Raw genomic sequence first — 22725 nt, forward strand, 5'->3', positions numbered from 1 at the left:
CCGCGGAAGCCGAAGCGACCTACTTCCGTCAAAGCCCGCCATCTGAAACCCTTCAAATGGCACAAGAAACCCTCCATTGAACCCGGGGCGGTTCACGTCGACACGGCAGCGGAGAACACCCTCACATTCTCAACTGTTTCCAGACGCACGCCGAACGTTACACACCACACCCATCACGACGCCGAATCAACCGACGCGTGGAATCGGCTCGCGCTCGTCGGGCGCTCCAGCAGCAGCACGCCAGAACCATGCGGCGCATCGATGTCTCTGTAACGATCCGCGAGCTGCCGGAAACGTTCAGATCGTAGGCGCGCCACCCTCCCTGCTCCATTGAGCCGGGAGGCGACGACACACCCAAAGAAGGGGACTAGATGTCAAGAAGAAGCAGTACTTCGGCAGCGGCTGGTGGACTGGTCCTGGCGATCATGGTCGGAGCGGTCGCAGTCTCGTCCGCCCAGGCAGCGAACGATCCACAGGCTGGCGGACCTGGTGTCATCCTTTCCGGGAAAGCTCCCGGCAAACGTGAGCTTCCCTGAGCGGCCGTTCGACTTCTTCTTCCCGGAGAGCGGCCCAGACGGTGACGCACTCGGCGAGACCTACTTCGAAGAGGGTCTCGCCGAGTCGCTCCTCGCAAGGTATTGGAGATGTTCGTGGCTTGACGCGAACCTGAACGCGGCTGCCCGCGGTGACTCCAAGGCCGCCGGCGCGGCCGCCGAGCAGCTGAACAGGTTCGGCGCACTCCCCGGAGCAGAAGGCATCGACCTCAGCGCCTATTCGAAAGCAATCACGCGTGAAGCCGAACAGGTCGGTCAGTCCCCAAGTCAATACGAGTACGACCTCGAGTGCGGCTTCTACGAGAGCGAAGGAGCCAACCGATGAACCGAACTCCCGATAATGCCGGTCGTCCGCGGGTCTGGCAGTCGGTCCTTGCCACCTTCGTCGTGGCGCTTTCGGTCTTCGGCGCCACCGTTCCGGCGACCGCCGCGACAGCGTCTGTCTCTGGAAGCGTGCCAAACGGCAGCACCATCATCTACTCGACGCCCCGCACGACGAAGTCACCCAACGCGGCAACCATCTACCTCGCCACCTCCTGCTCTTCGAACTATGGATGCGGTACCACGGGCGGCGCGGCGTACACAATGGGAATGCGCACCTCCTCCAACGGCTGGATTGCGAGCACTTCCGTGCAGCTAGGCCAGACGAAGGCCTTCGCGTCGGGCGGAAGCACGGCACTCACCTACAGAGGAACGTTCTATCTCAGCGCCGGCATCAGCGGCTATTGCGGAGCATCGCCCGGGTGTGGCACGTTCACCTGGTCGGGAACGCTGAATTACGACCTGTAACGGCGAGTGCGTGCGAAGCGGAGTGAAGAGGCTCTGCTTCGCACGCACCGCGTGGCCGCCACGCCGATTCCGCTTGACCCTCGGCTTTATCCCCAAATTGCGATACCAGACCTCACTCTCGTGAGCGAAAGCCACACCTGAAAGGATTCCTGCTATGCGAGCACGCCCCGCTGCTTCTCTGGCACTTGTAGCCCTTACGATCACCGGCCTGAGTGCGTGTTCGTCTGTCGCTGAGGCGAGTTCAGACCAGGGCACGTCCCCAACTGCGAGCGCATCGACGTGTCGTGAACTCGCGCTTCCGCTCACCATCGCCTGGAACGTCATCAGCGCGCCCGAAGGTGAAATTGGCAAGCCGACGGTCGATGGCATGTTGCGCTCGGCAAAGAAGGAACTTGCCGAGATTGCAGAGTCCGCTCAGTCCGGGTCGCCGCTTCGCGCAAGCGTCGAAGATGTGGCGGCCGCAACCGGGGCGCTGTCAAGCGACGCTGAAGCGCAGGACAGATTCAACGAGTCAGTCGCGGAGCTCGTGCAGCTTTGCAGTGCCGACGGACAGCCCCTCGAGTTGACTGGCTGGTATGGCGGCTAACGTGGCGACGCCGAGCGCTTACGGCGTGCTCGGCCTTCTCGCGATTCTGGCGCTCGGTGCTTGCCTGACATTGACTGCCTGCACCGAGGCGCCAGAAGCCGCGCCGCCACCAACGGCCTCAGCGACGGTCGACCCCGCACATACTCGAGCACCGTCTCCCGCGCCGGATCGAGCCGCGGACCCCGATGCGCTCGAGGAATGCCCACCGCCCCAATACTGGGAAGATCCGTACGCAGACGGCGCTCCTGGGTCACTTGCCACGCTCGGCGGGCTTCCGATGCGGATACCGGTCGATCTCGGCCCGCGCGAGTACGCCTCGGGGCGAGCGATCCTAGACGAGCAAGGCGTCCCTGTCGCCTACGTGGCTGCATCGGGAGACATTCAGGAGTTCGTTGCCGACCGGTTTTGCCTCGGACTCGCCTACCTACACAACCTCAACAGCGTGCGCCGCGACATCGCTGACGGCGTCGGACTCTTCGCCGGCGACACCCTCAACCTCAATCCGTACACCGTGGTCAGCATCGGTGACCAAAACGGGCGAGTAGCGGATAATCCGCCTCCTGACCCGCTGCCGCCCCAGAACGCGGCGAACTGAACCAGCACAGCCCGGGGAAGTGGTCCTGAACGGAGCCGTCATGTGGTCCTCATTCAGGTTGACAATGCCAGCCCGTCCTCAGCGTCGAGCTCTGGGGGCGGGCAGAGGTCGGCTCGCCATGCCCACACGATCTGTCCCTGAGGAAACCCCCGGCACGTCTGCTCCACCGGAAGGTGACATCTGAGTTTCCATGCCCCCCAGGGATGGGCTGGGAGGATGGCATCGGTGACCGCGCGACGCGGTACTCCAGCGGGCCCGACTCGCGTTTGGCTCGAGGAAACCTCGGCCGACGTCCGCATAAGCGTTGAATAAGCGTTGAACGCGTCGTACTCGACTCACTCCGAATGGACGAGGATCCCCAGATCAGCGGCTAATCCGGACAGAGGCACACCTACTCGAGCCCACGACCCGGTGGGGCCCGATAATCAAGTCTCAGGCACATTAGAGACGACAAAACCCCCGGCTGACCGGGGGTTTTCGCGTAGCGAGGGCGGGACTCGAACCCGCGACACCACGATTATGAGCCGTGTGCTCTAACCACCTGAGCTACCCCGCCGCGAGGCTTCTCCGGCGTGCCGGAGGAACCAGAGCCCCGAGTCAGGATTGAACTGACGACCCCTTCCTTACCATGGAAGTGCTCTACCACTGAGCTATCGGGGCAGTGTCGCCGCTCACGGCAACCACACGAGGATATCACCGCTGAGCGCGCGCAAGAAATCGTGGGTCAGAGGCTCGAGCCGACCTCCGATGACACGGCGACGGCGCCGAACAGCACCACGAAGAAGGCGATGTACGCGAGGATCCCGAGCACCCAGAGGGCCGTGATCACGTACCCCGAGATGAGCCCGGTCAGGGCCGCTCCGTCACCCTGCTCGCCGCTCGTGCGCAGCTGACGGCGGGCGATGTGGCCGGTCACGATCGCCGCGATCGAGCTGAGCAGGCCGAAGAAGAGGCCGCCGAGTCCGAGGCCGAAGCTCACCCACGCGAGGTTGTTCTGTCGCGGCGCAGCGGGCGCGGCCCAGGACCCCGGAACGGCCGGCACGACCGGCGTGGCCGAGTACGGGTCGGACGGTCCGTACGCGCCCGCCGACCACGCGCCCGGCGCGGGCATGACCGCGGTCGCCGGGGGCGCCGGCGGGGCGGGCGGAACCGGCGCGAACGGTGCGGCGGTGGAAGCAGGGGCGGGCAGTGGCGCGGGGGCAGCGTCGTTCACGGGACTCCAGAGGACCGGGTGCGGGGAAGGGTCGAGCGTCATGCTATCGGGCACGGATGTCGCAGCGGCGACGCGGCTCACCAGGCCGGCGCGTCGACACCCGGCAGTCGCCAGGCGACGAAGGCCGCGACATCCGTCGTGAGCGAAACCGCACCAGCGGATGCCGCGAGCCGGCCGCTCCCGTACACCTGCGTCGCGACATCCGCATCGGGCAGCGCCGCCGCATCGAACTCGACCGTCGCCGCCGCACGCGCCGCGAGCACGAGCACTCGCTCGGACGGCGACTCGCGCACGAACGCCACCGCGTCATCCACCACGGCGAGCCACCGGATGCCGCCCGTCGCGAGCACGGGGTGCGACCGGCGCAGCGCCACCAGCGAGCGGTACGCGTCGAGCACGGGCGCGACCGCGGCATCCGCTCGAGAGCCCCACGGCATGGGCGTGCGCGACGCCTCGCCGTCGACGCCGGTGAGGCCGAACTCGTCGCCCGCCCAGATCACCGGGATGCCGGGGAGCGACACGGCGAGGCCGAACGCGACCTCGGCGGTGGCGGGCCGCGCGTGGGTCGCGAAGCGCGGGGTGTCGTGTGTGTCGAGCGCGTTCATCGTCGCGAGCCGGGTGCGCCACGGGAACCCGGCGGTGAAGCGCGTGTGCGCGGCGTGGAACTCCCGCCCGGTGTAGGTCGGCACGCGGCCGAGGGCGAAGCCGATGCCGCCACCGGCCGGGCTGCCCGGCTCCTGCAGCCAGCTCCACACCGGGCGCGTGAACGGCGTGTAGGTCATCGCGCCGTGCCACGCGTCACCCTGGAAGTCGCCCGCGGCATCGTTCGTCGACTCCCCCAGCAGGATCGTGTCGGGGTTCACGTCGAGCATCGTGCGGCGGATCGTCTGCCGCACCTCCGCGTTGAGGTCCTCGCCGCCGAGCCGCCCGGTCATGTTCGCGACATCGATGCGCCAGCCGTCGAGGTGGAACGGCGCCTGCAGGTAGCGCGCGACGACCGAGTCGGGCCCGTCGATGAAGCGGCGGCGCAGCTCGAGCGAGCGCCAGTTGAACTTCGGCAGGCTCGCCACGCCGAGCCACGACTCATAGCCGTGGCCGCGCTCGAGCCCCGGCTCGTGGAAGAAGTAGAAGTCGCGCTCGGGCGCGGCCGGGTCGGCGGATGCCGCGCGGAACCAGTCGTGCGAATGCCCCGAGTGGTTCGACGTCAGGTCGCCGATGACCCGGATGCCGCGGGCATGCGCCGCCTCGACGAGCCGCACGAGCGCCTCATCGCCGCCGAGCAGGTCGTCGACCGCGTCGAAGTTCGCGGCGTCGTACCTGTGGTTCGAGCGACCCGCGAACACCGGAGTCAGGTAGAGCAGGTCGACGCCGAGGTCGACGAGGTGGTCGAGCCGCTCGCGCACGCCGTCGAGGTCGCCGCCGTACACCTGGTGCGAGCGGCCGGGCGGCAGCGGGTCGACCGGGTCGCTCCACGCGGCCGGGATCGCCCACTCGGGCATCTCGCGCGCGTCGGCCGCCGCCGACCGGGCGAAGCGGTCGGGGAACACCTGGTACATGACGCTCGACGCGGCCCAGTCCGGCGCCGGATCGTGGGCCACGAGCCGGAAGTCGTCATCGTCGCGCGGCTCGATCTGCGACAGGCCGAGCTGGCTCAGCCAGTGCTGACGGCCGTCGGCGCCGACGAGCAGCCACCGGTAGTGGTGCACCGGGTTCTCGACCTCGACTGGCGCCTCCCACCACACCCAGCCGTCGGCCTCGCCGAGCAGGGTCGCGCGACTGAAGTGCGGCTCGCGATTCGGGTTCGAGCGCGTGCCGACCCACTCGAGGCATCCGAACGCGGCGGGCACGCGCAGCCGCACGCGGACCGTGGCGCCGAGCGCCGGCGCCGGGTCGGAGACGTGCAGGGGCGAGCCGTCGTGATGGGGAGCGAGCATGGGGTGCGGGGGCCTTTCATGACGGATGCCGCGACGCGGGGCCTCCGCGCGCGGCATCCGTCGCCGTACTGAGGGGTTACTTCACCGCGCCCGCGGACAGCCCGCCGACGATGTACTTCTGCAGGTACAGGAACAGCAGCACGACCGGGAGCGCCGCGATCACGGCGCCCGCCGAGAAGGCCGCCCAGTCGGCGTAGCGCGGGTTCGACACGAGCTTCGTGAGACCGACCGCGAGCGTCTGGTTCTCGGTGTCGATGAGGATGACGGATGCCACCACGTACTCGTTCACCGAGAAGATGAACGAGAGCAGCGCCACCACGGCGAGGATCGGGGCGACCAGGCGAAGGATGATCGTGAAGAAGATGCGCGCATGGCCGGCGCCGTCGATCTTCGCGGCCTCGTCGATCGACGCAGGGATCGTGTTGAAATACCCGTACATGAGGTACGTGTTCACGCCGAGCGCTCCGCCGAGGTAGACCATGATCAACCCGATGTGCGTGTTCAGGCCGATGGCCGGGAACCAATCGCTGATCGCGGTCATCACGAGGAAGATCGCGACGACGGCGAGCATCTGCGGGAACATCTGCACGACGACGATCGTGATGAGCCCGAAGCGCCGGCCGGTGAACCGCATCCGCGAGAACGAGTACGCCGCGAGCGCCCCCAGGAAGACGGTCAGGAGGGCGGTGACGCCGGCGATGATCAGCGTGTTCGCGAACCAGTTGGTGAAGGGGATGTCGGGATTCGTCAGGATCCGCGCGTACGCGTCGAACCCGATCCTCGAGAACAGGGCGTTCGAGCCCGTCAGGGTCCCGAACGGGTTCAGCGACGACGAGACGACGAAGACGATCGGGAACAGGGCGAACACGACGACGACGACGCCGATGAGGTGCCGCCATCCGGTCGCCTTGAACCAGCGTCCGAACGAGAACGGACGCTTCGGACCGGCCGGGCGGCCGTGGTCGACGGGCTCGTCGTGCTTCGGGCCGGGGACGATCAGCGTCTCACCGGCGAGCAGCCCGGTCTGCGTGCCGGGAACCGCCTCCTGCGCAGCCATCAGTTGATCTCCTCGAGCGACTTGGTGCGGCGGAACGCGATGATCGAGATCACCGCGACCACGATGAAGATGATGATCGAGTACGCCGCCGCCAGTCCGTAGTCGCGGTTCTGGCCGGTGAACGCGACCTTGTAGACCATCGAGATGAGGATGTCGGTGTAGCCGACCGGGATCGGCGCGCCGGTGTCGCGCGGGCCGCCGTTCGTCAACATGTAGATGACGTTGAAGTTGTTGAAGTTGAACGCGAACGAGGCGATCAACAGGGGCGCCACGCTGACCAGCAGCAGCGGCAGCTTGATGTGCCGGAACGTCTGCCATGGCGACGCGCCGTCGACCGTCGCGGCCTCGTTGACGTCATCGGGGATCGACTGCAGCGCGCCGGTGCAGATGAGGAACATGTACGGGAACCCCAGCCACAGGTTCACGATCAGCACGGAGACCTTCGCCAGGAAGGGATCGGTCAGCCATGGGATGGAGGCGCCGCCGAAGATCACCTGGTTGATGAATCCGAAGCTCTCGTTCATCATGCCCGCCCAGACGAGCGCGGAGAGGAACGACGGGATCGCGTACGGCAGGATCATCGCGACGCGGTAGTACTTGCGGCCCCGCATGCGCAGGTCGTTGAAGACCATCGCGAGGAACAGACCGAGGAAGAACGTCGTCGCGACCGAGATGAGTGCGAAGGCGAACGTCCACACGCTGACGTAGACGAGCGGTCCGGCCAGGCGCACATCCGTCACGGCGCGGACGAAGTTGTCGAATCCGACGGTGATCTGCCAGCCGGGCAGCAGTTCTTCGCCGTCCTCCGACGTGAAGGCGCCCGTGCCGATGTCGGAGTAGACCGTGCCCGTCGTGAGGTCGGTCATCGTGTCTGCCGACTCGTCGTACTCGAGTGTCGAGGTGTAGAGGTAGCCGTTCGAGCCGTCCGGGGTGCGGATGGCGCCGTCGTTCGGATCGTCGGAGAACGGCACCGCGAGCTCGGTGATCTCATCGGTGCGGGCGATGACGTCCTGGAAGGTCAGGGTCGTCCAGCCGTCGATGGCGACAGCCTTGCCGTTCTCGAGCTCGGCATCGTCGACCTCTTGGAGGGGTTGCTCGGTCGTGCCGACGCTCACCTCGCCGTCGGGGTCGGTGACGAGCAGGCCAAGCGTGCCGAGCTGGTCGACGACGGTCACGCCGTAGGTCGGCGAGTCGGGCACGCGCTCGAGCGAGGACGCCATGAGCGAGCTGACCGCCTGCTCCTTCGAGCCGTTGTGGCCGGTGCCGTAGTTGGTGAAGGCGATGTAGCCCGTGTAGACGAGCACGAACACCTGGAACAGCACGAGGAAGATGACGCCCGGCGTGAGGTACTTCGCCGGGAGCTTCGTTCGCGAGAAGTAGATCCAGTTCACGGCGACGGTGACGAGCACCACCACGCCGAGGACGATCCAGTCCTGCTGCAGCGCGAGCACGAAGACCGCGTAGACCGCGATCGCGTCGACGATGCCGAGCAGCAGCAGCTTGATCAGGATGGTGCGGACGCCGCCGGACGCGGCATCCGCGATGGCCGCCGCCCGTCGCTGGCGCTTGGTGGGCGGCGTCGTCGGCTCGGCCGAGACGTCCTCGTCGGTCGTGATGCTCATTCGCTTGCTCTTCTCGTGAACGCTGTCAGGAGCGCGCACCCGGACACGGGCCCGAGGTACGCGAGTGCTCCGGGCCGGATGCGTCGCGGCATCCGGCCCGGAGCTTCAGGCGTTACTTGGCGTCGATCGCCGCCTGGACATCGGTGGCGAGCTTGTTCCAGGTCGCGACCGGGTCCTCACCGTTGATGATGGCGGCCTCGGCGATGCCCCAGTACTGCCAGACCGAGCCCATGGCCGGGATGGCCGGCATCGGGACGGCCTCGGCACCGACGGCGGCGAAGCCCTCGATGATCGGGTCGCTCGAGGCGGTCTCAGCGGCGGCGGAGAGAGCGGGCAGGATGTTGCCGGCCTCGAACAGGTCGAGCTGCACGTCCTCGGTGCCGATGTAGTTCACGAGGAAGTCGTTCGCGGCGACCTTGTTCTCGGACTCGGCGCTCACGAAGAAGCCCTTGACGCCGGCGAACGGCGCGGCGGCCTCACCGGTGGGCGACGGGACCGGGTCGATCGCGACGTTGATGCCGCCGTCGAGCGCGGTGCCGACGTTCCACGGGCCGGTGAGCCAGTAGGCCGCCTTGCCGGTGAGGAACGCGTCACGCGCGATGTCGGCGTCGACGTCGGTGTTGAAGTTGGCGGTGCCGGTCTTGCCCTCGGCGCCGAGCCACTCGGCGAAGGCGACGCCGCCCTCGTTGCCGAGCTGCAGGTCGGTGGGGTCGTAGCCCTCGTCGTTGGTGCCGAACACCGGGGCGCCGAACGCCGTCTGGAACGGGTAGAGGTGGTAGGGGTTGCCCTCGGCACCCTGCTCGACCACGAAGGGCTTGTCGAGGCCGGCGGCCTGGCCCTTGGCGATCATGTCGTCCCAGCTGGTGGGCGCCTCGGCGACGAGGTCGGCGTTGCGCAGCAGCGCGATGTTCTCGACCGCGTAGGGGAGCATGTAGACGGTGCCCTCGTAGGTCGCCGCGGTGATCGCGACGTCGAGGTAGTCGCCGGCCGAGTCGCCGAGCTCGAGCGGAGCCACGACGCCGTTGGTCGAGAGCTCGCCCAGCCAGTCGTGCGCGCCCATCGTGATGTCGGGGCCCTCGCCGGTCGGAACCTGCTGGATGAAGTCGTCCTTGATGGTCGAGTTGTCCTTGCCGACGATGTCGACCTCGACGCCGGTCTCCTCGGTGTAGGCCTCGGCCGCGCCCTTGAGCGCGTCGACGCGCTCCTGGTCGACCCAGACCGTCAGCGTGCCGCCCTCGGCGGTCGCGCCGTTGTCGCCCTCGTCGTTGCTGCCCGCGCAGCTCGCGAGGCCGAGCGTCGCGACCACGGCGACAGCGCCGGCCGCGAGGATGCTCTTGGTGTTCACCCGCATTGGTGTGTGCCCTTCTCAGTGTGCGTGAGTTCGGCGCCTTCGCCTGGTGTGGGGCACTGCCCCGTTCCGCTCTGGGAACGCGCACCGTGCTCGAAAGGCCGTTCTTCCGTATGGATCTGCCCGCGATGTGGTTGCAAGCGGTTTCAGGTATACCGTGTTCGAGGCGAGTTGACAACTCGGCGTTACCCGATCGATACCAGTTCACATGGCCTGGTTGGTCGGTATGATTATGCAAACGTTTCCAGATTCACCGAGGGTTCCAATGACGACCGAATGGTGGCGCACCGCCGCGATCTACCAGATCTATCCCCGCTCCTTCGCCGACGCGAACGGCGACGGAATGGGCGATCTCGCGGGCATCCGCTCGCGCCTGCCCGAGCTCGCCGACCTCGGCATCGACGCGATCTGGCTCTCGCCGTTCTTCACCTCGCCCCAGAAGGACGCCGGCTACGACGTCGCCGATTACTGCGACGTCGACCCGCGCTTCGGCACGCTCGACGACTTCGACGACATGCTCGGCGAGGCGCACCGGCTCGGGCTCCGCGTGATCGTCGACCTCGTCCCCAACCACTCCTCCGACCGGCACGAGTGGTTCCAGCAGGCGCTCGCCGCCGGTCCGGGCAGCCGGGAGCGTGCCCGGTACCTGTTCCGCGACGGCAACGGCGACACCGGTGACATCCCGCCGAACAACTGGGAGTCGGTCTTCGGCGGCTCGGCGTGGACGCGCGTGACCGAGGCCGACGGCACGCCCGGCCAGTGGTACCTGCACCTGTTCGACAGCTCGCAGCCCGACTTCGACTGGACGAACGAGGACGTGCGCGAGGAGTTCCGCCGCATCCTGCGCTTCTGGCTCGACCGCGGCGTCGACGGCTTCCGCGTCGACGTGGCGCACGGCATGGTCAAGGCCGACGGGTTGCCCGACTGGACGCCGCCCGCCGAGGGCGGCAGCATGGGCGGCGCGAGCCACGCGGGTCAGGCGCTCGTCGAGGAGGGCGTGCCGCTCGAGCCCGAGATCCACGACGAGGGCGACGGTGCGCCCTACTGGGGCCAGGACGGCGTGCACGAGATCTACCGCGACTGGCGCGCGCTGCTCGACGAGTACCCCGGCGAGCGCATCCTCGCAGCCGAGGCCTGGGTCGACCCGCTCCCCCGCGTCGCCAAGTGGGTCCGCTCCGACGAGATGCACCAGGCGTTCAACTTCGCCTACCTCGAGACGCCGTGGGATGCCGCGGCCCTCCGCGGCGTGATCGACGCGTCGCTCTCGGCGTTCGGCGCGGTGGGCGCGCCATCCACCTGGGTGCTCTCGAACCACGACGTGGTGCGGCACGCCTCGCGCCTCGCGCTCACGGCCGAGAACCTGCAGGGCCACGGCATCGGGCCCCGCACGCCCGGCCTGCCCGACCCCGTCGTCGGCCTGCGCCGCGCCCGCGCCGCGACCGCGCTCATGCTCGCGCTGCCCGGCTCGGCGTACGTCTACCAGGGCGAGGAGCTCGGCCTGCCCGAGGCGATCGACCTGCCCGACGAGGCCCGCCAGGACCCGACCTGGTTCCGCACGCACGGCGAGCGCTATGGTCGCGACGGATGCCGCGTGCCGATCCCGTGGGAAGCCGACCGACCTTCGTTCGGCTTCGGGCCGACGGATGCCGCGTGGCTGCCGCAGCCCGCATCGTGGGCGACCTTCGCGCGCGACCGGCAGCGCGGGGTCGAGGGCTCGACGCTCGAGCTGTACCGCGCCGCGCTGCGCGGCCGGCGGTCGCACGGGCTCGCGACAGGCTCGGTCGAGTGGGTGTCAGCGGATGCCGTCGCCTCCGCTTCCGCCGACGGCGTCCTGTCGTTCTGCAACGGCGACGTGCTCGTCGTGGCGAACACCGGGTCATCCGACGTGCCGCTGCCCGCCGGCGAGGTGCTGCTCGCGAGTGCGGATGTCGCCGACGGCGTCCTCCCGGCCGACACCACGGTCTGGCTCCGCGCCTAGTCCCGGCCGCGGCATCGACGCGCCGCTCCGACGGAAACGCATGAGACTTCGCCCCTGGGGCCCGTGCATCGGCCTGAGGTGCGAATTCTCATGCACTCGGTGCGGCGCGCCATCCGTCGCCGCCGTGCGACCCTTCGCGAATGCATGAGAATCCGCCGCTCAGGGTCACTCAGCGCTGCATTACATGGATTCTCATGCATCGGTGTCCCGGATCGGCCTGCCGAACACGGATGGCGGAAGGGCGGGCGCATGGGGCCCGCGACGGCTCCATCGATGCTCCCCGCGGGCGACGAGCTCCAGGATGGCCGCACGAGTCCGCTCCCAGTCGCCCATCACCTGTCGGTAGCTGAGCCGCAGGACCACGTATCCGCGCAGCACGAGCTCGAAGTCCCGCCGTCGATCGGTCTCGAACTCCAGGCCCGTGTGGAACGCGCGCCCGTCGACCTCGATCACGAGCCGATCGCCGACGAGGAAGTCCACCCAGCCCACGTCCTCGATGTAGGCCTGCGCTCGGAAACGGATGCGCTTCGACCGCAGGAGAAGACGCACCTTCGTCTCGAGACCGGACTGGCTCTCGGGATCGACCATGTCGACGATCGCGCGGCGCGTTCGAGGCATCGCCTGTCGGATCTCATCGAGATGCTCCAACTCCAGCGAGCGCGTTTCGAGCCCGGAATCGATCGCCGCCAGGACCGCCGCGTCATCGGAGCACGCGAACATCTCGGCCAGCGCGAGTGTCAGCGGGTCGCGTGCCCGGTCGAATCCGCCGCGCGTGCTGTAGTGGACGCACGCCCGATGCGCCGTGCGATCGAGCGGAACCGATCGGTCGCCCGGAGACGACAGCCGCCCAGTCGAGTGCCGGACGCGCACGTGGAGTCGATCGTCGTCGGCCACCCAGAGCCGGTGCAGCTTCGCGACGGTGGTGGCCGTGGCGGTTCCTCCGACGCGAACGGCCGCGATGAGGTCGGCGTGCGCATCCGGAACCGCGAACCACCCGTTCCGAACCCGGATGATGCCGTCGTCCTGCATCGCGGAGCGCAGGTCGCTGCGGGTGAAGCCGGCGCGTTCGAGCGCCGAGAACGGCAAGACGCCGTCATGCGACCGGAGATGCGTGGCGACGGAGGGCATGTCCCGAGTGTGGGGGCGGCGCGCCATCCGCTCGGTGCGAGAGCCCGATCTGTGGACAACGCCGCGTCACGAATGCATGAGAATCCCGCGCGTGGGTCCGTCAGGTAGCCCGATCAGCGGATTCCCATGCATCTCGGTGCGCACGGGCCCGCGGGCGGGCCCGGGGCGGGCGCGCCTGCGGCGCGAATCAGTTGGTGTTGGCGTAGAGCCACTCGAGCGGGTCGACCCAGACGCCGTCGATGCCGCCGATGCGGATCTCGAAGTGCAGGTGCGGGCCGGTCGACATGCCCGTGTTGCCGGTCGTGCCGACGACGTCGCCGACCTTCACGGTGTCGCCGACCTCCATGCGACGCGAGCCGTACTCCATGTGCGCGTAGACGCTCGTCACGACCTCGCCGTCGATCACGTGGTCGATCATGGTGACGACGCCGAGCGAGCCGCCCGCATCGGTCGAGTTCGAGACGACCCCGTCGGCGATCGACTGGATCTGGGCGCCGAGGCCGGGGTTGAAGTCCTGCCCGTGGTGGTTCGACGAGCAGCCGGCGCAGTCGCGGTAGCCGAACCGGTCACCGATGTGCACGCCGACGGCGAACGGCCACTGGATGGTGCCGAGCGGGTTGTTCGTGAAGGTCGCCTCGGGGCGGATGCCGGCCGCCCGCGCGTACTCCTCGATGGTCTGGTGCTCGTACCCGCCCTTGTCGATGGCGGCGGCCAGCGCGCCCGCGGCGATCTCGACCCGCTGGCCGTCGATCATCGTCACGGTCGTGTTGCTGAGCGCCATCGCCTGCACGTCCTCAGGGGTGAGCAGCGAGAGCGACGGCACCGAGGTCGCGATCGCGAGCATCGCGGCGAATCCCATGGCGACCGTGCTCACGACGCGGGTCGCGACCGCGCGTCGAAGCGACCGCTTCGACTTCGGCTTCGAGGCGGATGTCGCGGCGCCGCCCGGTCGCTCGCCGCCCGCAGTGCGCGCACCGGCGAAAGCCGCAGCCGAGGAGGCGCGGCGCGCGGCCCGGTCGTGGCCCGAGGAGTCGCGGCGAGGCGTCCAGGCGCTCGAGGCCGTGGGAATGGCATCGATGGAGCGGAACTCGAGTCCGGCGGGCGCGCCGGCACCGGCACCGGCGGCCGCCGCGAGCATCGCGGCGACGTCGTCGGTGGACTCGGCGCGCAGGTTGCGCTCGCCGCGCGGGGAACTGGTCGGCGTTGTTGGCCGAGCCACCGGAGCTGCCCCCGAGCGCTCGGGTCGAGGTCCACGGGACGTCGCGGGCCGGTTGGGCGAACCGTCGCGGTCGGAGTGGTGAGCGGCTCCGGGGTTCGGCGCGCCCGGGCGCGGGTCGAAGCGGTCGGCGTGCGGATCGGGTCGACCGGCGCTCTGCGCACCCGGGAGTCGCTCAGCGCGCGGGTCGAAGCGGTCGGCGTGCGGGTCCGGGCGTCCGGAGCTCTGCACACCCGCGGGTCGCCCACCGTGCGAGTCGAAGCGGTCGGCGCGGGGATCGGGGCGGCCATCGGACGGTCGGCCCGCAGTGCGGTCGACGCGCGAATCGGGGCGGCCGTACACGGGTGCTCCCGCCACGCGTTCGGCGCGCGAATCGGGACGGCCGGCGCCGGGTGCGCCCGTCGTGCGGTCGCGGGGATCCGGGCGATCAGCGGTCGGCGCTCCGGCCACGCGTTCGACGCGCGAATCGGGGCGGCCCGCTGCGGATGCGCCCATGCCGCGCTCGGCGCGCGGATCCGGGCGGCCGCTGCCGGCCGGCGCACCTCCGGCCCGGTCGACGCGCGGGTCGAGGCGGTCGGCGGTCGGCGCCCCGGCGGTGCGGTCGCGGCGCGGGTCGAGGTGGTCGGCGCCGGGTGCCATCCCGCGGCCCGCACGGGGGTCGAGCTGGTCGGGGCGGGAGGAGGCGCGGGCCGAGCCCTGGGCGGGCTGGGCGGGTTGCGTGGGACCCTGTCCGATCACGCGCGGCTGCGCCGCATCGGGACGCCGCTGCGGCGTCCACTCCTGTGACGGAGCGCTTCCCGTTCCAGGGGTTCGTCCGATGCGCGGGTCCCACGTCGGTTGTGCCGTCGCGGCGGCCGGTCCGCCAGCGGCGGGGCCGGGCGCAGTGCGCGGCGGCATGCCGGGCGTCGAAGCGTTGACACGACCGGCAGCGTCGACGACGCCACGGTCGGGCGCGGGCGCCGGCGCGGCCCGACGGCCGGTGCGCGCGGCATCCGCCGCGGCGGGTCGCTCAGACGTCTGAGGCGCGCTCGCAGCGCCCGCAGCGGGCCGGGCGCCGTCAGGCGCAGGGAACGGCTCGCGGCGGAGGCGGCGCGGGACGGACGGCGGCGCCGCCGCATCCGAGACCGGCCGAGGAGACGGCGAAGCCGCCGAGGAGACCGGGGCCGAAGCGGGAGTCCCGTGAGTCGTAGAGGCAGGTGCCGCCTCGCGGCGCTCCCGCGGACGCAGCGGCCCCGTGCCATCCGCCCCGGTCACCGGACGCGAACCCCCACCGGAACCCGCACCCGCACCCGAACCCGCAGGCGCCGCCGCACCCCGCGCGGGCAGGTACGACTCGAACGACCGCGCCCCGGAAACGGCGACGGCCGAACCCTGGCCGACCCGGGGGCCGACCGGCTCGGCCGGTGAAGGTGAAGGTGAAGCTGAAGAGGTGGTGCCGCGATCCCGCATTTCGCGACGCGTCAGCGGACGTTCGGACCGCACGCGGTCACGGGTGCCTGGCGCTGATTCGTCGGGCACGAGGGGGAACTCGGGCACGTGGGGAACTTTCGCTCGGGTAAGGGCGGACACGGGGGGATGTTCGCTCAGCTCGTGGCCGAGGTCACGGATCGGTAAAGCGTAACCGGTCGATGGCGTCTTCGCCACGTTCAGGGCGGGGGTTCGGACAGGTTCATCCGGTCGCCCCGCCCGCCTCGACCACGAGTGCGAGAAGCTCCTCGTAGATCGACGGCGCCGCAGCGACGAGCAGTCCGCTGCTCTCGGGGGCCCCGCCGGCACCGCCGACGCGCCCGCCCGCCTCGCGCACGATGAGCGCGCCGGCCGCGTGATCCCACGGGTTCAGCCCGCGTTCGTAGAAGCCGTCGAGGCGTCCGGCGGCGATCGAGCTCAGGTCGAGGGCGGCCGACCCGATCCGGCGGATGTCGCGGATCCGCGGCACCACCTGCAGCAGCGTCGTGGCCTGCGCGCGGCGTCGCTCGGCCGAGTACGAGAATCCGGTCGCGATCAGCGCCTTCGACAATTCCACGTCGTCGTTGACGCGCAGTTCGCGTTCGCCGAGCCGGGCGCCGCCCCCGCGCGCCGCCGCGAACACGTCGCCCGTCACGGGATTCACGACGACCCCTGCGAGCGCGTGCCAGTGCAACGGATCGGGCGGGCCGTCGACCACCGCGATGCTTACGGACCACGCCGGGATGTCGTAGAGCAGGTTCACCGTGCCGTCGATCGGGTCGACGACCCAGTTGAGGCCGGACGTGCCGACGTGCGTGTCCTCCTCCTCGCCGAAGATGCCGTCGTCGGGCCGCGCGTCGAGGATCAGCGATCGGATGCGGGCCTCGGTCTCGCGGTCGACGGCGGTGACGACGTCCACCGGCGATGACTTCGTCGACTCGACGGCGATGCCGCGGCGCCGTTCCTCGAGCGCGGTCGCGGCGACGGTCGTCGCGATCCGGCGGGCGATGTCGAGCAGGTCGGATGCCGCGGGGCCGGCGTGATCGGTCATGACCCCACGCTAGCCCCGGGCGACGGCTCCGCGCAGGCAGGCGTTGCGGCGCGACATCCGCTCGAAGCCCTGCCCGGCACCGGCCCGGGAAACGACGAAAGCCCCGGTCAGACCGGGCTTCGACGCGTGGCGAGTGAGGGATTCGAACCCCCGAAGTCGTAGACAGCTGATTTACAGTCAGATCCCTTTGGCCGCTTGGGTAACTCGCCATACACCCGACCGACGTTCCTCACGCGACCGGGGGCCACACAAGGATACCTACGCTGGCGCGTGGCGAGAAATCGAGGGCGAGCGGATGGCGCGGGGCCGCTCAGATCCGCGGGATGGGCTGCGTGTCGTTCGGGTCCGGCGGTTCCGGCAGGGTCTCGCCGGTGCCGTCGTCGTCGAAGGGGTCGCCCAGGGCGACCACGACCGGTTGCACCACCGGCGCCGGAGGAGTCGGCGGCGTCGCAGGCGGAGGCGGGGGCAGCAGCGGCTGCGTGTTGAAGGGCCCCGGGTTCCCGTTCCGCACGGGCCCGCGGAGGCCCGCTCGCGCGATGACGCGCTGGATCGTGAGGTCGCGCTCGTTCGGGTCGCCGACGTAGCGGATCTCCTTCAGCCCCTGCGTCTGCGCGGCCGACTCGAAGATGAAGTGCCCGAAGTTGAAGATGCGGCCGACGAACGGGCGGTGCACCGAGATGTCGAGGATTCGCGCGAGCGGCATGGTCGCGATGTTCTGGGTGAGGATGCCGTGCACGCGGAACACGCGCATGTTCGTGATCACGAAGCGGTCCATCTGCATCTGCAGGATGCGCCACAGCGCGTGGACGGTGAGGGCGGCGCCCCCGAGCGCCGGCAGCCACCACGCCTGCGGCGGCACGTAGAACGCGAGCACGAAGACCGGGATGGCGAGGATGAGCTCGAGCAGGGGCTTCACGATGGCCGCCCAGTGCTTGGCGACCTCGTCGACGATGACCTCGCCCTCGTCGGCGATGAGGTGCCGCTCGACGCGCGGATCGAACATGCTGCCGCGCCGCGGGGTGAACAGCCCTCGGCGAGGGCGCCGGGACATCCCGGCCTCGGTCATGCCGTCGTCGCCAGTGACGTGAAGAAGCGACCGACCGCCTCGACACCGCCCCAGACGGCGGCGAACGCGCCCTGCACCGCGTTGGCGGCATCCTCAGGCCGGGTGATCATGTAGAACAGGGCGAACACCACCACGAGGCCCACAGCGATCCGCTTGACCCACTTCACGTGTTCGTTCCTCTCGTCTTCACGTTCAGCGGGCAAGCCAAGCCCCCCGATGGCCCGCCCATGACTGCTTCTTCCTACCCCAGAACGCGGGCCACGGCAATTCGCCACTCCGTGCGGCGATAGGATCGAGCGTCGCGCGGGCGCCCCCCGCACGGCCTCACGACGGCGGGGGAACATGGTCGGCATCGAAGAGGTGGCCAAGCTCGCGGGGGTCTCCACCGCGACGGTCTCGCGCGCCCTGAGCGGCCGCGGCCACGTCTCGCCGGCGTCGAAGGCGAAGGTCGAAGAGGCCGCCTCGCACCTCGGCTACGTCGTCTCGTCGAACGCATCCAGCCTCGCGTCCGGGCGCACGCGCAACATCGGTGTCGTCATCCCGTTCCTCAACCGCTGGTTCTTCTCGTCAGTGCTCGAGGGCGCGCAGCAGGCGCTGCTCCGCAACGGGTACGACCTCACGCTCTACAACCTGTCGGGCCACGGCGGCGAGCGCTCGAGCGTCTTCGAGCACTTCCTGCTGCGGCAACGCGTCGACGCGGTGATCGCGGTGTCGCTCGAGCTCACCGAGCCCGAGGTCGAGCGGCTGCACGACCTGGGCAAGCCGCTCGTCGGGGTCGGCGGGCCGATCCCGGGCGTGCGCACGCTCACCATCGACGACGTCGCGGTCGCGCGCCTCGCGACCGAGCACCTCATCGGGCTCGGGCACCGGCGCATCGCGCACATCGGCGGCGACCTCGAGTTCGACCTCGACTTCCACCTGCCCACGAACCGGCGCCTCGGCTACGAGGCGGCGCTGCGTGGCGTCGGCGTCGAGCCCGACCCGCGCCTGTTCGCCCCCGCCGACTTCACGATCGCGGGCGGGTACCACGCCGCGAAGCAGCTGCTCGGCGCCCCGCACGACCGCCCGACGGCGATCTTCGCGGCGTCCGACGAGATGGCGATCGGCTCGATCCTCGCCGCGCGCGACCTCGGCATGGTCGTGCCGCGCGACGTGTCGATCATCGGCGTCGACGACTACGACCTGTCCGACTTCTTCGGCCTCTCGACGGTCGCGCAGTTCCCGCGCGGCCAGGGCGAGAAGGCGGTCGAGATCCTCATGGAGCAGCTCGAACCCGGGCCGGATGCCGCGCCCCCCGCGTCGACGCCGCTGCCGTTCGAGCTGCGCGTGCGGTCGAGCACGGCGACGCCGCCCGAACGCTGACCCGCGCTGCGTCCACTTCCCTCCCCGCGAATCCCGGGTTCGTGCGGGTGCGCCCGCAGAAACACGCCACTCGAGAAGATGGCGCAAGCGAGCAACCGCCGCCGCGAACGCCTCGACCGCCCCACCACCCCGCGAATCGCGGGTTCGTGCGGGCGCACCCGCAGAAATACGGGACTCGCGAAGATGGCGCGGGCGAGCAACCCCCGCCGCGAACGCCACGACCACCTCGACCGCCCCACCACCACGCGAATCCCGGGTTCGTGCGGGCGCACCCGCAGAAACACGGGACTCGCGGAATGTGGCGATGCGAGTCGGGCGCGCGCCGGGGGCGCGCGGGTGGGCGGCGCTCAGGCGGAAAGGCTCAGGCGGGCAGACGCAGACGGGCGAGGCCGCCCTGGATCGCGACCGCGGCGGCGCCGCGCGCCCACGAGTCGAACCCCGCGCCATCCACGTGCACGACGACCGCGGTCGCCTCGGGGTCGCGGTCCGCGGCGAGCGCCGCGAGCGCCGCATCGCCGGCCACGTCCCACAGCCCCACGCCCTCGCCCGAGAGCACGATCGTGTCGACCATGGTCAGGTTCGCGATGAACGCCATCATGCGGCCGAGCGCGCGCCCCGCGGCATCCGTCACCGATCGGGCGACCGGATGGCCCGCCGCGGCCAGTTGGAGCACCTCGTCGTAGCCGACCTCGCGGCCCAGCGCCATGCCGACCTGCGCGCAGATGCTCGGGATCGACAGCATGGCCGCCGCGCATCCGCGGTGCCCCTCGCCGCAGAGCGGACCGTTCGGATCGAGCGGGAGGTGCCCGCCGAGGCCGAGTCCGGTGTCGGGCGTGGTGACGACGCGGTCGTGCACGACGAGCCCGTACCCGACGCCCGCGCCGACGGTGACGACCGCGAACGCCCGCGTGCCGCGCGCCGGCCCGAACCACTGCTCGGCGGTCGTGAGCGCGGTGACGTCGTTCTCGACGTCGACGGGCACGCCGGTGCGCGTCTCGAGCAGGTCGGCGAGCGGCACGTCGCGCCAGCCGAGGAACGGCGCGCGCGTCACGACGCGGCCCCCGGCGACGTTTCCGCCGATGCTGACGCCGAGGGCGGAGAGCCCGGCGACCGCGCCATCGCGAGGTCGCAGCGCGTCGACGAGGTCGGCGACCACCTCGACGACCGCGGCCGGGTCGTGGTCGTCGAGCTTCCGCGTCTCCAGCGCGAGGGCGCCGGCCCGCAGGTCGGTGAGCACGCCGTGCGCGGCGTCGCCGCTGAGCTTGATGCCGACGAAGCGGCGCGCGTCGACCGCGACGTCGAGCGGGCGGGCGGGTCGGCCGGTCGCGCCCTGCACGAGTTCGGGCGCCTCGATGAAGAGGCCGCGGTCGAGGAACGGCTTCGAGAGGCGCGTGAGGCTGGCCGGCGAGAGTCCGAGGCGCCGCCCCAGCTCGGCCCGCGAGATGGGTCCGTGGATGAGCACCTCGCGCGCGAGCTCACGCGCGGAATCGCCGAGTTCGACCTGGGTCATCGGCGCCTCCGGAGGTTGGTTCGTTCCATCATGGCACGAACAGTGCGCTCGAATCGGACGAATCGCCCCGAATCAAGGGATTGACAGATCGGTTATTTCCGTCGTAGAAATAACACCATGCTTCACCGGTCAGCGCCGATCCACCTCCGCAATGGCGGCACGAGCGTCGTGCTCGACGTCGAACACGCCGCCCTGCCGATCGTCGTCCACTGGGGCGAGGACCTCGGCGAGGTCGGCGGGCCCGAACTCCAGGCGCTCGCGCTCGCCGCGATCCCCCAGGCCGTCTCGGGCGGGCTCGACCAGCCGGCGCTGCTCACGCTCATCCCGCAGGAGTCGGGCGGATGGCTCGGCACGCCCGGCCTCGTCGGCCACCGCGGCGGCCGCGACTTCTCGACCAGGCTCGCGACGGTCGAGATCGAGGCGGATGTCGCATCCGCGACCATCACGGCACGCGACGAGGCCGCCGGGCTCGAGTCCACCCTCGAGCTCCAGGTCACGCCCTCTGGCCTGTTCCGCCAGCGCCTCACGCTCCGCAACCTCGCCGACGAGCCGTACGCGCTCATCTCGCTGCAGCCGACCTTCCCCGTGCCCACCACGGCCGACGAACTGCTCGACACCACTGGACGGCACCTCCGCGAGCGCTCCCCGCAGCGCCACGAGTTCACGATCGGCACGCATGTGCGCGAGAGCCGCCGCGGGCGTCCGGGCGCCGACGCGAGCCTCCTGCTCGCCGCCGGCCGCCGCGGCTTCGGGTTCGAGCGCGGACTCGTGCACGCCGTCCACACCGCCTGGAGCGGCAATCACCGCCTGCTCGCCGAGCGCACGCCCACCGGCGACGCGTTCCTGCAGGCCGGCGAGCTGCTCGCACCCGGCGAGGTCGTGCTCGCCAAGGGCGACGAGTACGCGACGCCGTGGGCGATCGGCTCGTGGGGCGACGGACTGAACGAGCTGTCGCAGCGGTTCCACGACGAGCTCCGCGCGCGGCCGCAGCATCCGCGTCGCCCTCGCCCGGTCACCCTCAACACGTGGGAGGCCGTGTACTTCAACCACGACCGCGGCACGCTCGAGGAGCTCGCCCGGCGCGCGGCATCCGTCGGCGTCGAACGCTTCGTGCTCGATGACGGATGGTTCCACGGCCGTCGCGACGACACCGCGGGCCTCGGCGACTGGTGGGTCGACGAGACGGTCTGGCCCGACGGCCTCGGACCGCTCATCGAGACGGTGACCTCGCTCGGCATGGAGTTCGGCCTGTGGGTCGAACCCGAGATGGTCAACCTCGACTCCGACCTGGCGCGCGCCCACCCCGACTGGATCCTGCGCGGCCGCGACGACCTGCCGGTCGCTGCCCGCCAGCAGTACGTGCTCGACCTCGCCAACCCCGAGGCGTGGGAGTACCTGCTCCACCTGCTCGACACACTGCTCGGCGAGTACGACATCGCCTACCTCAAGTGGGACCACAACCGCGACCTGCTCGAGGCCGGCGCCGCCGAGAGCGGTCGACCCCGCGTGCACGAGAACGTGCTCGCGCTCTATCGCCTGCTCGACGAGCTCAAGCGCCGCCACCCCGGTCTCGAGATCGAGTCGTGCGCGTCGGGCGGCGCCCGCGTCGACCTCGGGATCCTCGAGCACACCGACCGCATCTGGACGTCCGACACGCTCGACCCCATCGAGCGGCTGCAGATCCAGAAGTACACCGGCCTCATCGTGCCGCCCGAGCTGATGGGCGCCCACCTCACGAGCCCCCGCGTGCACTCGACCCGTCGCACGGTCGGGCTCGACCTCAGCGGCGGCGTCGCCATCTTCGGCCACTTCGGCATCGAGTGGAACCTCACGAAGCTCAATGACGACGGGATGCGCCGCGTGCGCGAGTGGGTCGAGCTGCACAAGCTGCACCGCGAGCTCATCCACTCGGGCCGCCTCGTGCACGGCGACACGTGGGATGCCACGACCGACGTCCGCGGCGTCGTCGCGCGGGACGCGACATCCGCTCTCTTCAGCTACACGCAGGTGACCAGCAGCGTGATGCACCCGCCGGGCCGGTTCACGCTGCCGGGCCTGGACCCCGACCGCCGGTACACCGTGCGGATCATCGCCGGCAGCGTCGCGAAGCCGGGCCAGTCGTCGCTGGCCTGGGCTGAGCAGCCGATCACGCTGACCGGTCGCCAGCTCGGTGACGTGGGCCTGCGGGCTCCCGTGCTCTACCCCGGTTCGCTCGTGCTGCTCGAGCTCACCTCGGCCTGACGAGACCACCAGAACCCCCACATCGCGCA

The 22725-nt window shown here is 70.3% G+C and carries 18 protein-coding genes and 3 tRNA genes; 7 read left to right on the forward strand and 14 right to left on the reverse strand.

The window, feature by feature from the left end; genetic code table 11:
- The first annotated feature begins 522 nt into the window (after positions 1–522).
- The 4 genes from ACFQ58_RS00005 to ACFQ58_RS00020 all read left to right on the forward strand — a co-directional run bounded on the left by ACFQ58_RS00005 (position 523) and on the right by ACFQ58_RS00020 (position 2524).
- A complete protein-coding gene (locus ACFQ58_RS00005) occupies positions 523–879 on the forward strand; it encodes a hypothetical protein (protein WP_376948273.1) in 357 nt (118 codons plus the stop codon).
- Positions 876–1343, forward strand: a complete 468-nt coding sequence (locus ACFQ58_RS00010) for a hypothetical protein (protein WP_376948275.1) — start codon at positions 876–878, stop codon at positions 1341–1343. The genes ACFQ58_RS00005 and ACFQ58_RS00010 overlap by 4 nt, the downstream gene beginning before the upstream one ends.
- Positions 1344–1497: 154 nt before the next feature.
- Positions 1498–1929 (forward strand): hypothetical protein, encoded by a 432-nt coding sequence (locus ACFQ58_RS00015; protein ID WP_376948277.1) that lies wholly within the window; start codon positions 1498–1500, stop codon positions 1927–1929.
- Positions 1919–2524 carry a hypothetical protein gene (locus ACFQ58_RS00020; protein ID WP_376948279.1) on the forward strand — a complete coding sequence of 202 codons (606 nt, stop codon included), beginning with the start codon at positions 1919–1921 and terminating at the stop codon, positions 2522–2524. Before ACFQ58_RS00015 ends, ACFQ58_RS00020 begins: the two co-directional genes overlap by 11 nt.
- Positions 2525–3006: 482 nt before the next feature.
- On the opposite strand, the gene ACFQ58_RS00025 is transcribed toward ACFQ58_RS00020, so the two are convergent.
- From ACFQ58_RS00025 to ACFQ58_RS00055, 7 genes are all read right to left on the reverse strand, one after another.
- Positions 3007–3080 (reverse strand) — tRNA-Met (locus tag ACFQ58_RS00025).
- A gap of 32 nt (positions 3081–3112) precedes the next feature.
- A tRNA-Thr gene (locus ACFQ58_RS00030) sits at positions 3113–3184 on the reverse strand.
- A gap of 64 nt (positions 3185–3248) precedes the next feature.
- Positions 3249–3737 carry a DUF4190 domain-containing protein gene (locus tag ACFQ58_RS00035; protein WP_376948281.1) on the reverse strand — a complete coding sequence of 163 codons (489 nt, stop codon included), beginning with the start codon at positions 3735–3737 and terminating at the stop codon, positions 3249–3251.
- Between the two features lie 77 nt (positions 3738–3814).
- Positions 3815–5671 (reverse strand): glycoside hydrolase family 13 protein, encoded by a 1857-nt coding sequence (locus ACFQ58_RS00040; RefSeq protein WP_376948283.1) that lies wholly within the window; start codon positions 5669–5671, stop codon positions 3815–3817.
- A 76-nt stretch (positions 5672–5747) separates the two neighbouring features.
- On the reverse strand, positions 5748–6728 hold the full coding sequence (locus tag ACFQ58_RS00045) for a sugar ABC transporter permease (protein ID WP_376948285.1): 981 nt from the start codon (positions 6726–6728) through the stop codon (positions 5748–5750).
- The gene (locus ACFQ58_RS00050; RefSeq protein ID WP_376948287.1) at positions 6728–8350 is read right to left on the reverse strand and encodes an ABC transporter permease subunit; all 1623 of its coding nucleotides are present in this window, start codon (positions 8348–8350) and stop codon (positions 6728–6730) included. The genes ACFQ58_RS00045 and ACFQ58_RS00050 overlap by 1 nt, the downstream gene beginning before the upstream one ends.
- 112 nt (positions 8351–8462) lie before the next feature.
- Positions 8463–9701 carry an extracellular solute-binding protein gene (locus tag ACFQ58_RS00055; protein WP_376948289.1) on the reverse strand — a complete coding sequence of 413 codons (1239 nt, stop codon included), beginning with the start codon at positions 9699–9701 and terminating at the stop codon, positions 8463–8465.
- A gap of 262 nt (positions 9702–9963) precedes the next feature.
- Here ACFQ58_RS00055 and ACFQ58_RS00060 point away from each other — a divergent pair, with 262 nt between their 5' ends.
- Complete coding sequence (locus tag ACFQ58_RS00060) at positions 9964–11676, forward strand: glycoside hydrolase family 13 protein (RefSeq protein WP_376948291.1); 1713 nt, start codon at positions 9964–9966, stop codon at positions 11674–11676.
- Positions 11677–11868: 192 nt separating this feature from the next.
- Here the strand turns inward: ACFQ58_RS00060 and ACFQ58_RS00065 are convergent, their stop codons facing one another.
- The 6 genes from ACFQ58_RS00065 to ACFQ58_RS00090 form a co-directional block, all read right to left on the reverse strand.
- On the reverse strand, positions 11869–12804 hold the full coding sequence (locus ACFQ58_RS00065; protein WP_376948293.1) for an endonuclease domain-containing protein: 936 nt from the start codon (positions 12802–12804) through the stop codon (positions 11869–11871).
- Between the two features lie 187 nt (positions 12805–12991).
- Positions 12992–14758, reverse strand: coding sequence for a peptidoglycan DD-metalloendopeptidase family protein (locus ACFQ58_RS00070; protein WP_376948295.1), 1767 nt, complete (start codon positions 14756–14758; stop codon positions 12992–12994).
- 931 nt (positions 14759–15689) lie between these two features.
- On the reverse strand, positions 15690–16517 hold the full coding sequence (locus ACFQ58_RS00075) for an inositol monophosphatase family protein (protein ID WP_376948297.1): 828 nt from the start codon (positions 16515–16517) through the stop codon (positions 15690–15692).
- Between the two features lie 127 nt (positions 16518–16644).
- A tRNA-Tyr gene (locus ACFQ58_RS00080) sits at positions 16645–16726 on the reverse strand.
- A gap of 101 nt (positions 16727–16827) precedes the next feature.
- On the reverse strand, positions 16828–17520 hold the full coding sequence (locus tag ACFQ58_RS00085; RefSeq protein WP_376948299.1) for a PH domain-containing protein: 693 nt from the start codon (positions 17518–17520) through the stop codon (positions 16828–16830).
- 59 nt (positions 17521–17579) lie between these two features.
- Positions 17580–17750, reverse strand: coding sequence for a hypothetical protein (locus tag ACFQ58_RS00090; RefSeq protein WP_376948301.1), 171 nt, complete (start codon positions 17748–17750; stop codon positions 17580–17582).
- 175 nt (positions 17751–17925) lie between these two features.
- Between ACFQ58_RS00090 and ACFQ58_RS00095 the strand changes: the two genes are divergently transcribed.
- Complete coding sequence (locus tag ACFQ58_RS00095; RefSeq protein WP_376948303.1) at positions 17926–18945, forward strand: LacI family DNA-binding transcriptional regulator; 1020 nt, start codon at positions 17926–17928, stop codon at positions 18943–18945.
- 361 nt (positions 18946–19306) lie between these two features.
- Here the strand turns inward: ACFQ58_RS00095 and ACFQ58_RS00100 are convergent, their stop codons facing one another.
- Positions 19307–20455: an ROK family protein gene (locus tag ACFQ58_RS00100; RefSeq protein WP_376948305.1), complete on the reverse strand. Its 1149-nt coding sequence runs from the start codon at positions 20453–20455 to the stop codon at positions 19307–19309.
- A gap of 117 nt (positions 20456–20572) precedes the next feature.
- Here ACFQ58_RS00100 and ACFQ58_RS00105 point away from each other — a divergent pair, with 117 nt between their 5' ends.
- Positions 20573–22696 (forward strand): alpha-galactosidase, encoded by a 2124-nt coding sequence (locus ACFQ58_RS00105; RefSeq protein WP_376948307.1) that lies wholly within the window; start codon positions 20573–20575, stop codon positions 22694–22696.
- Positions 22697–22725 lie beyond the last annotated feature (29 nt).

Origin of the sequence: Agromyces sp. NPDC056523 (assembly GCF_042794545.1) — a bacterium.
Taxonomy (GTDB): domain Bacteria; phylum Actinomycetota; class Actinomycetes; order Actinomycetales; family Microbacteriaceae; genus Agromyces.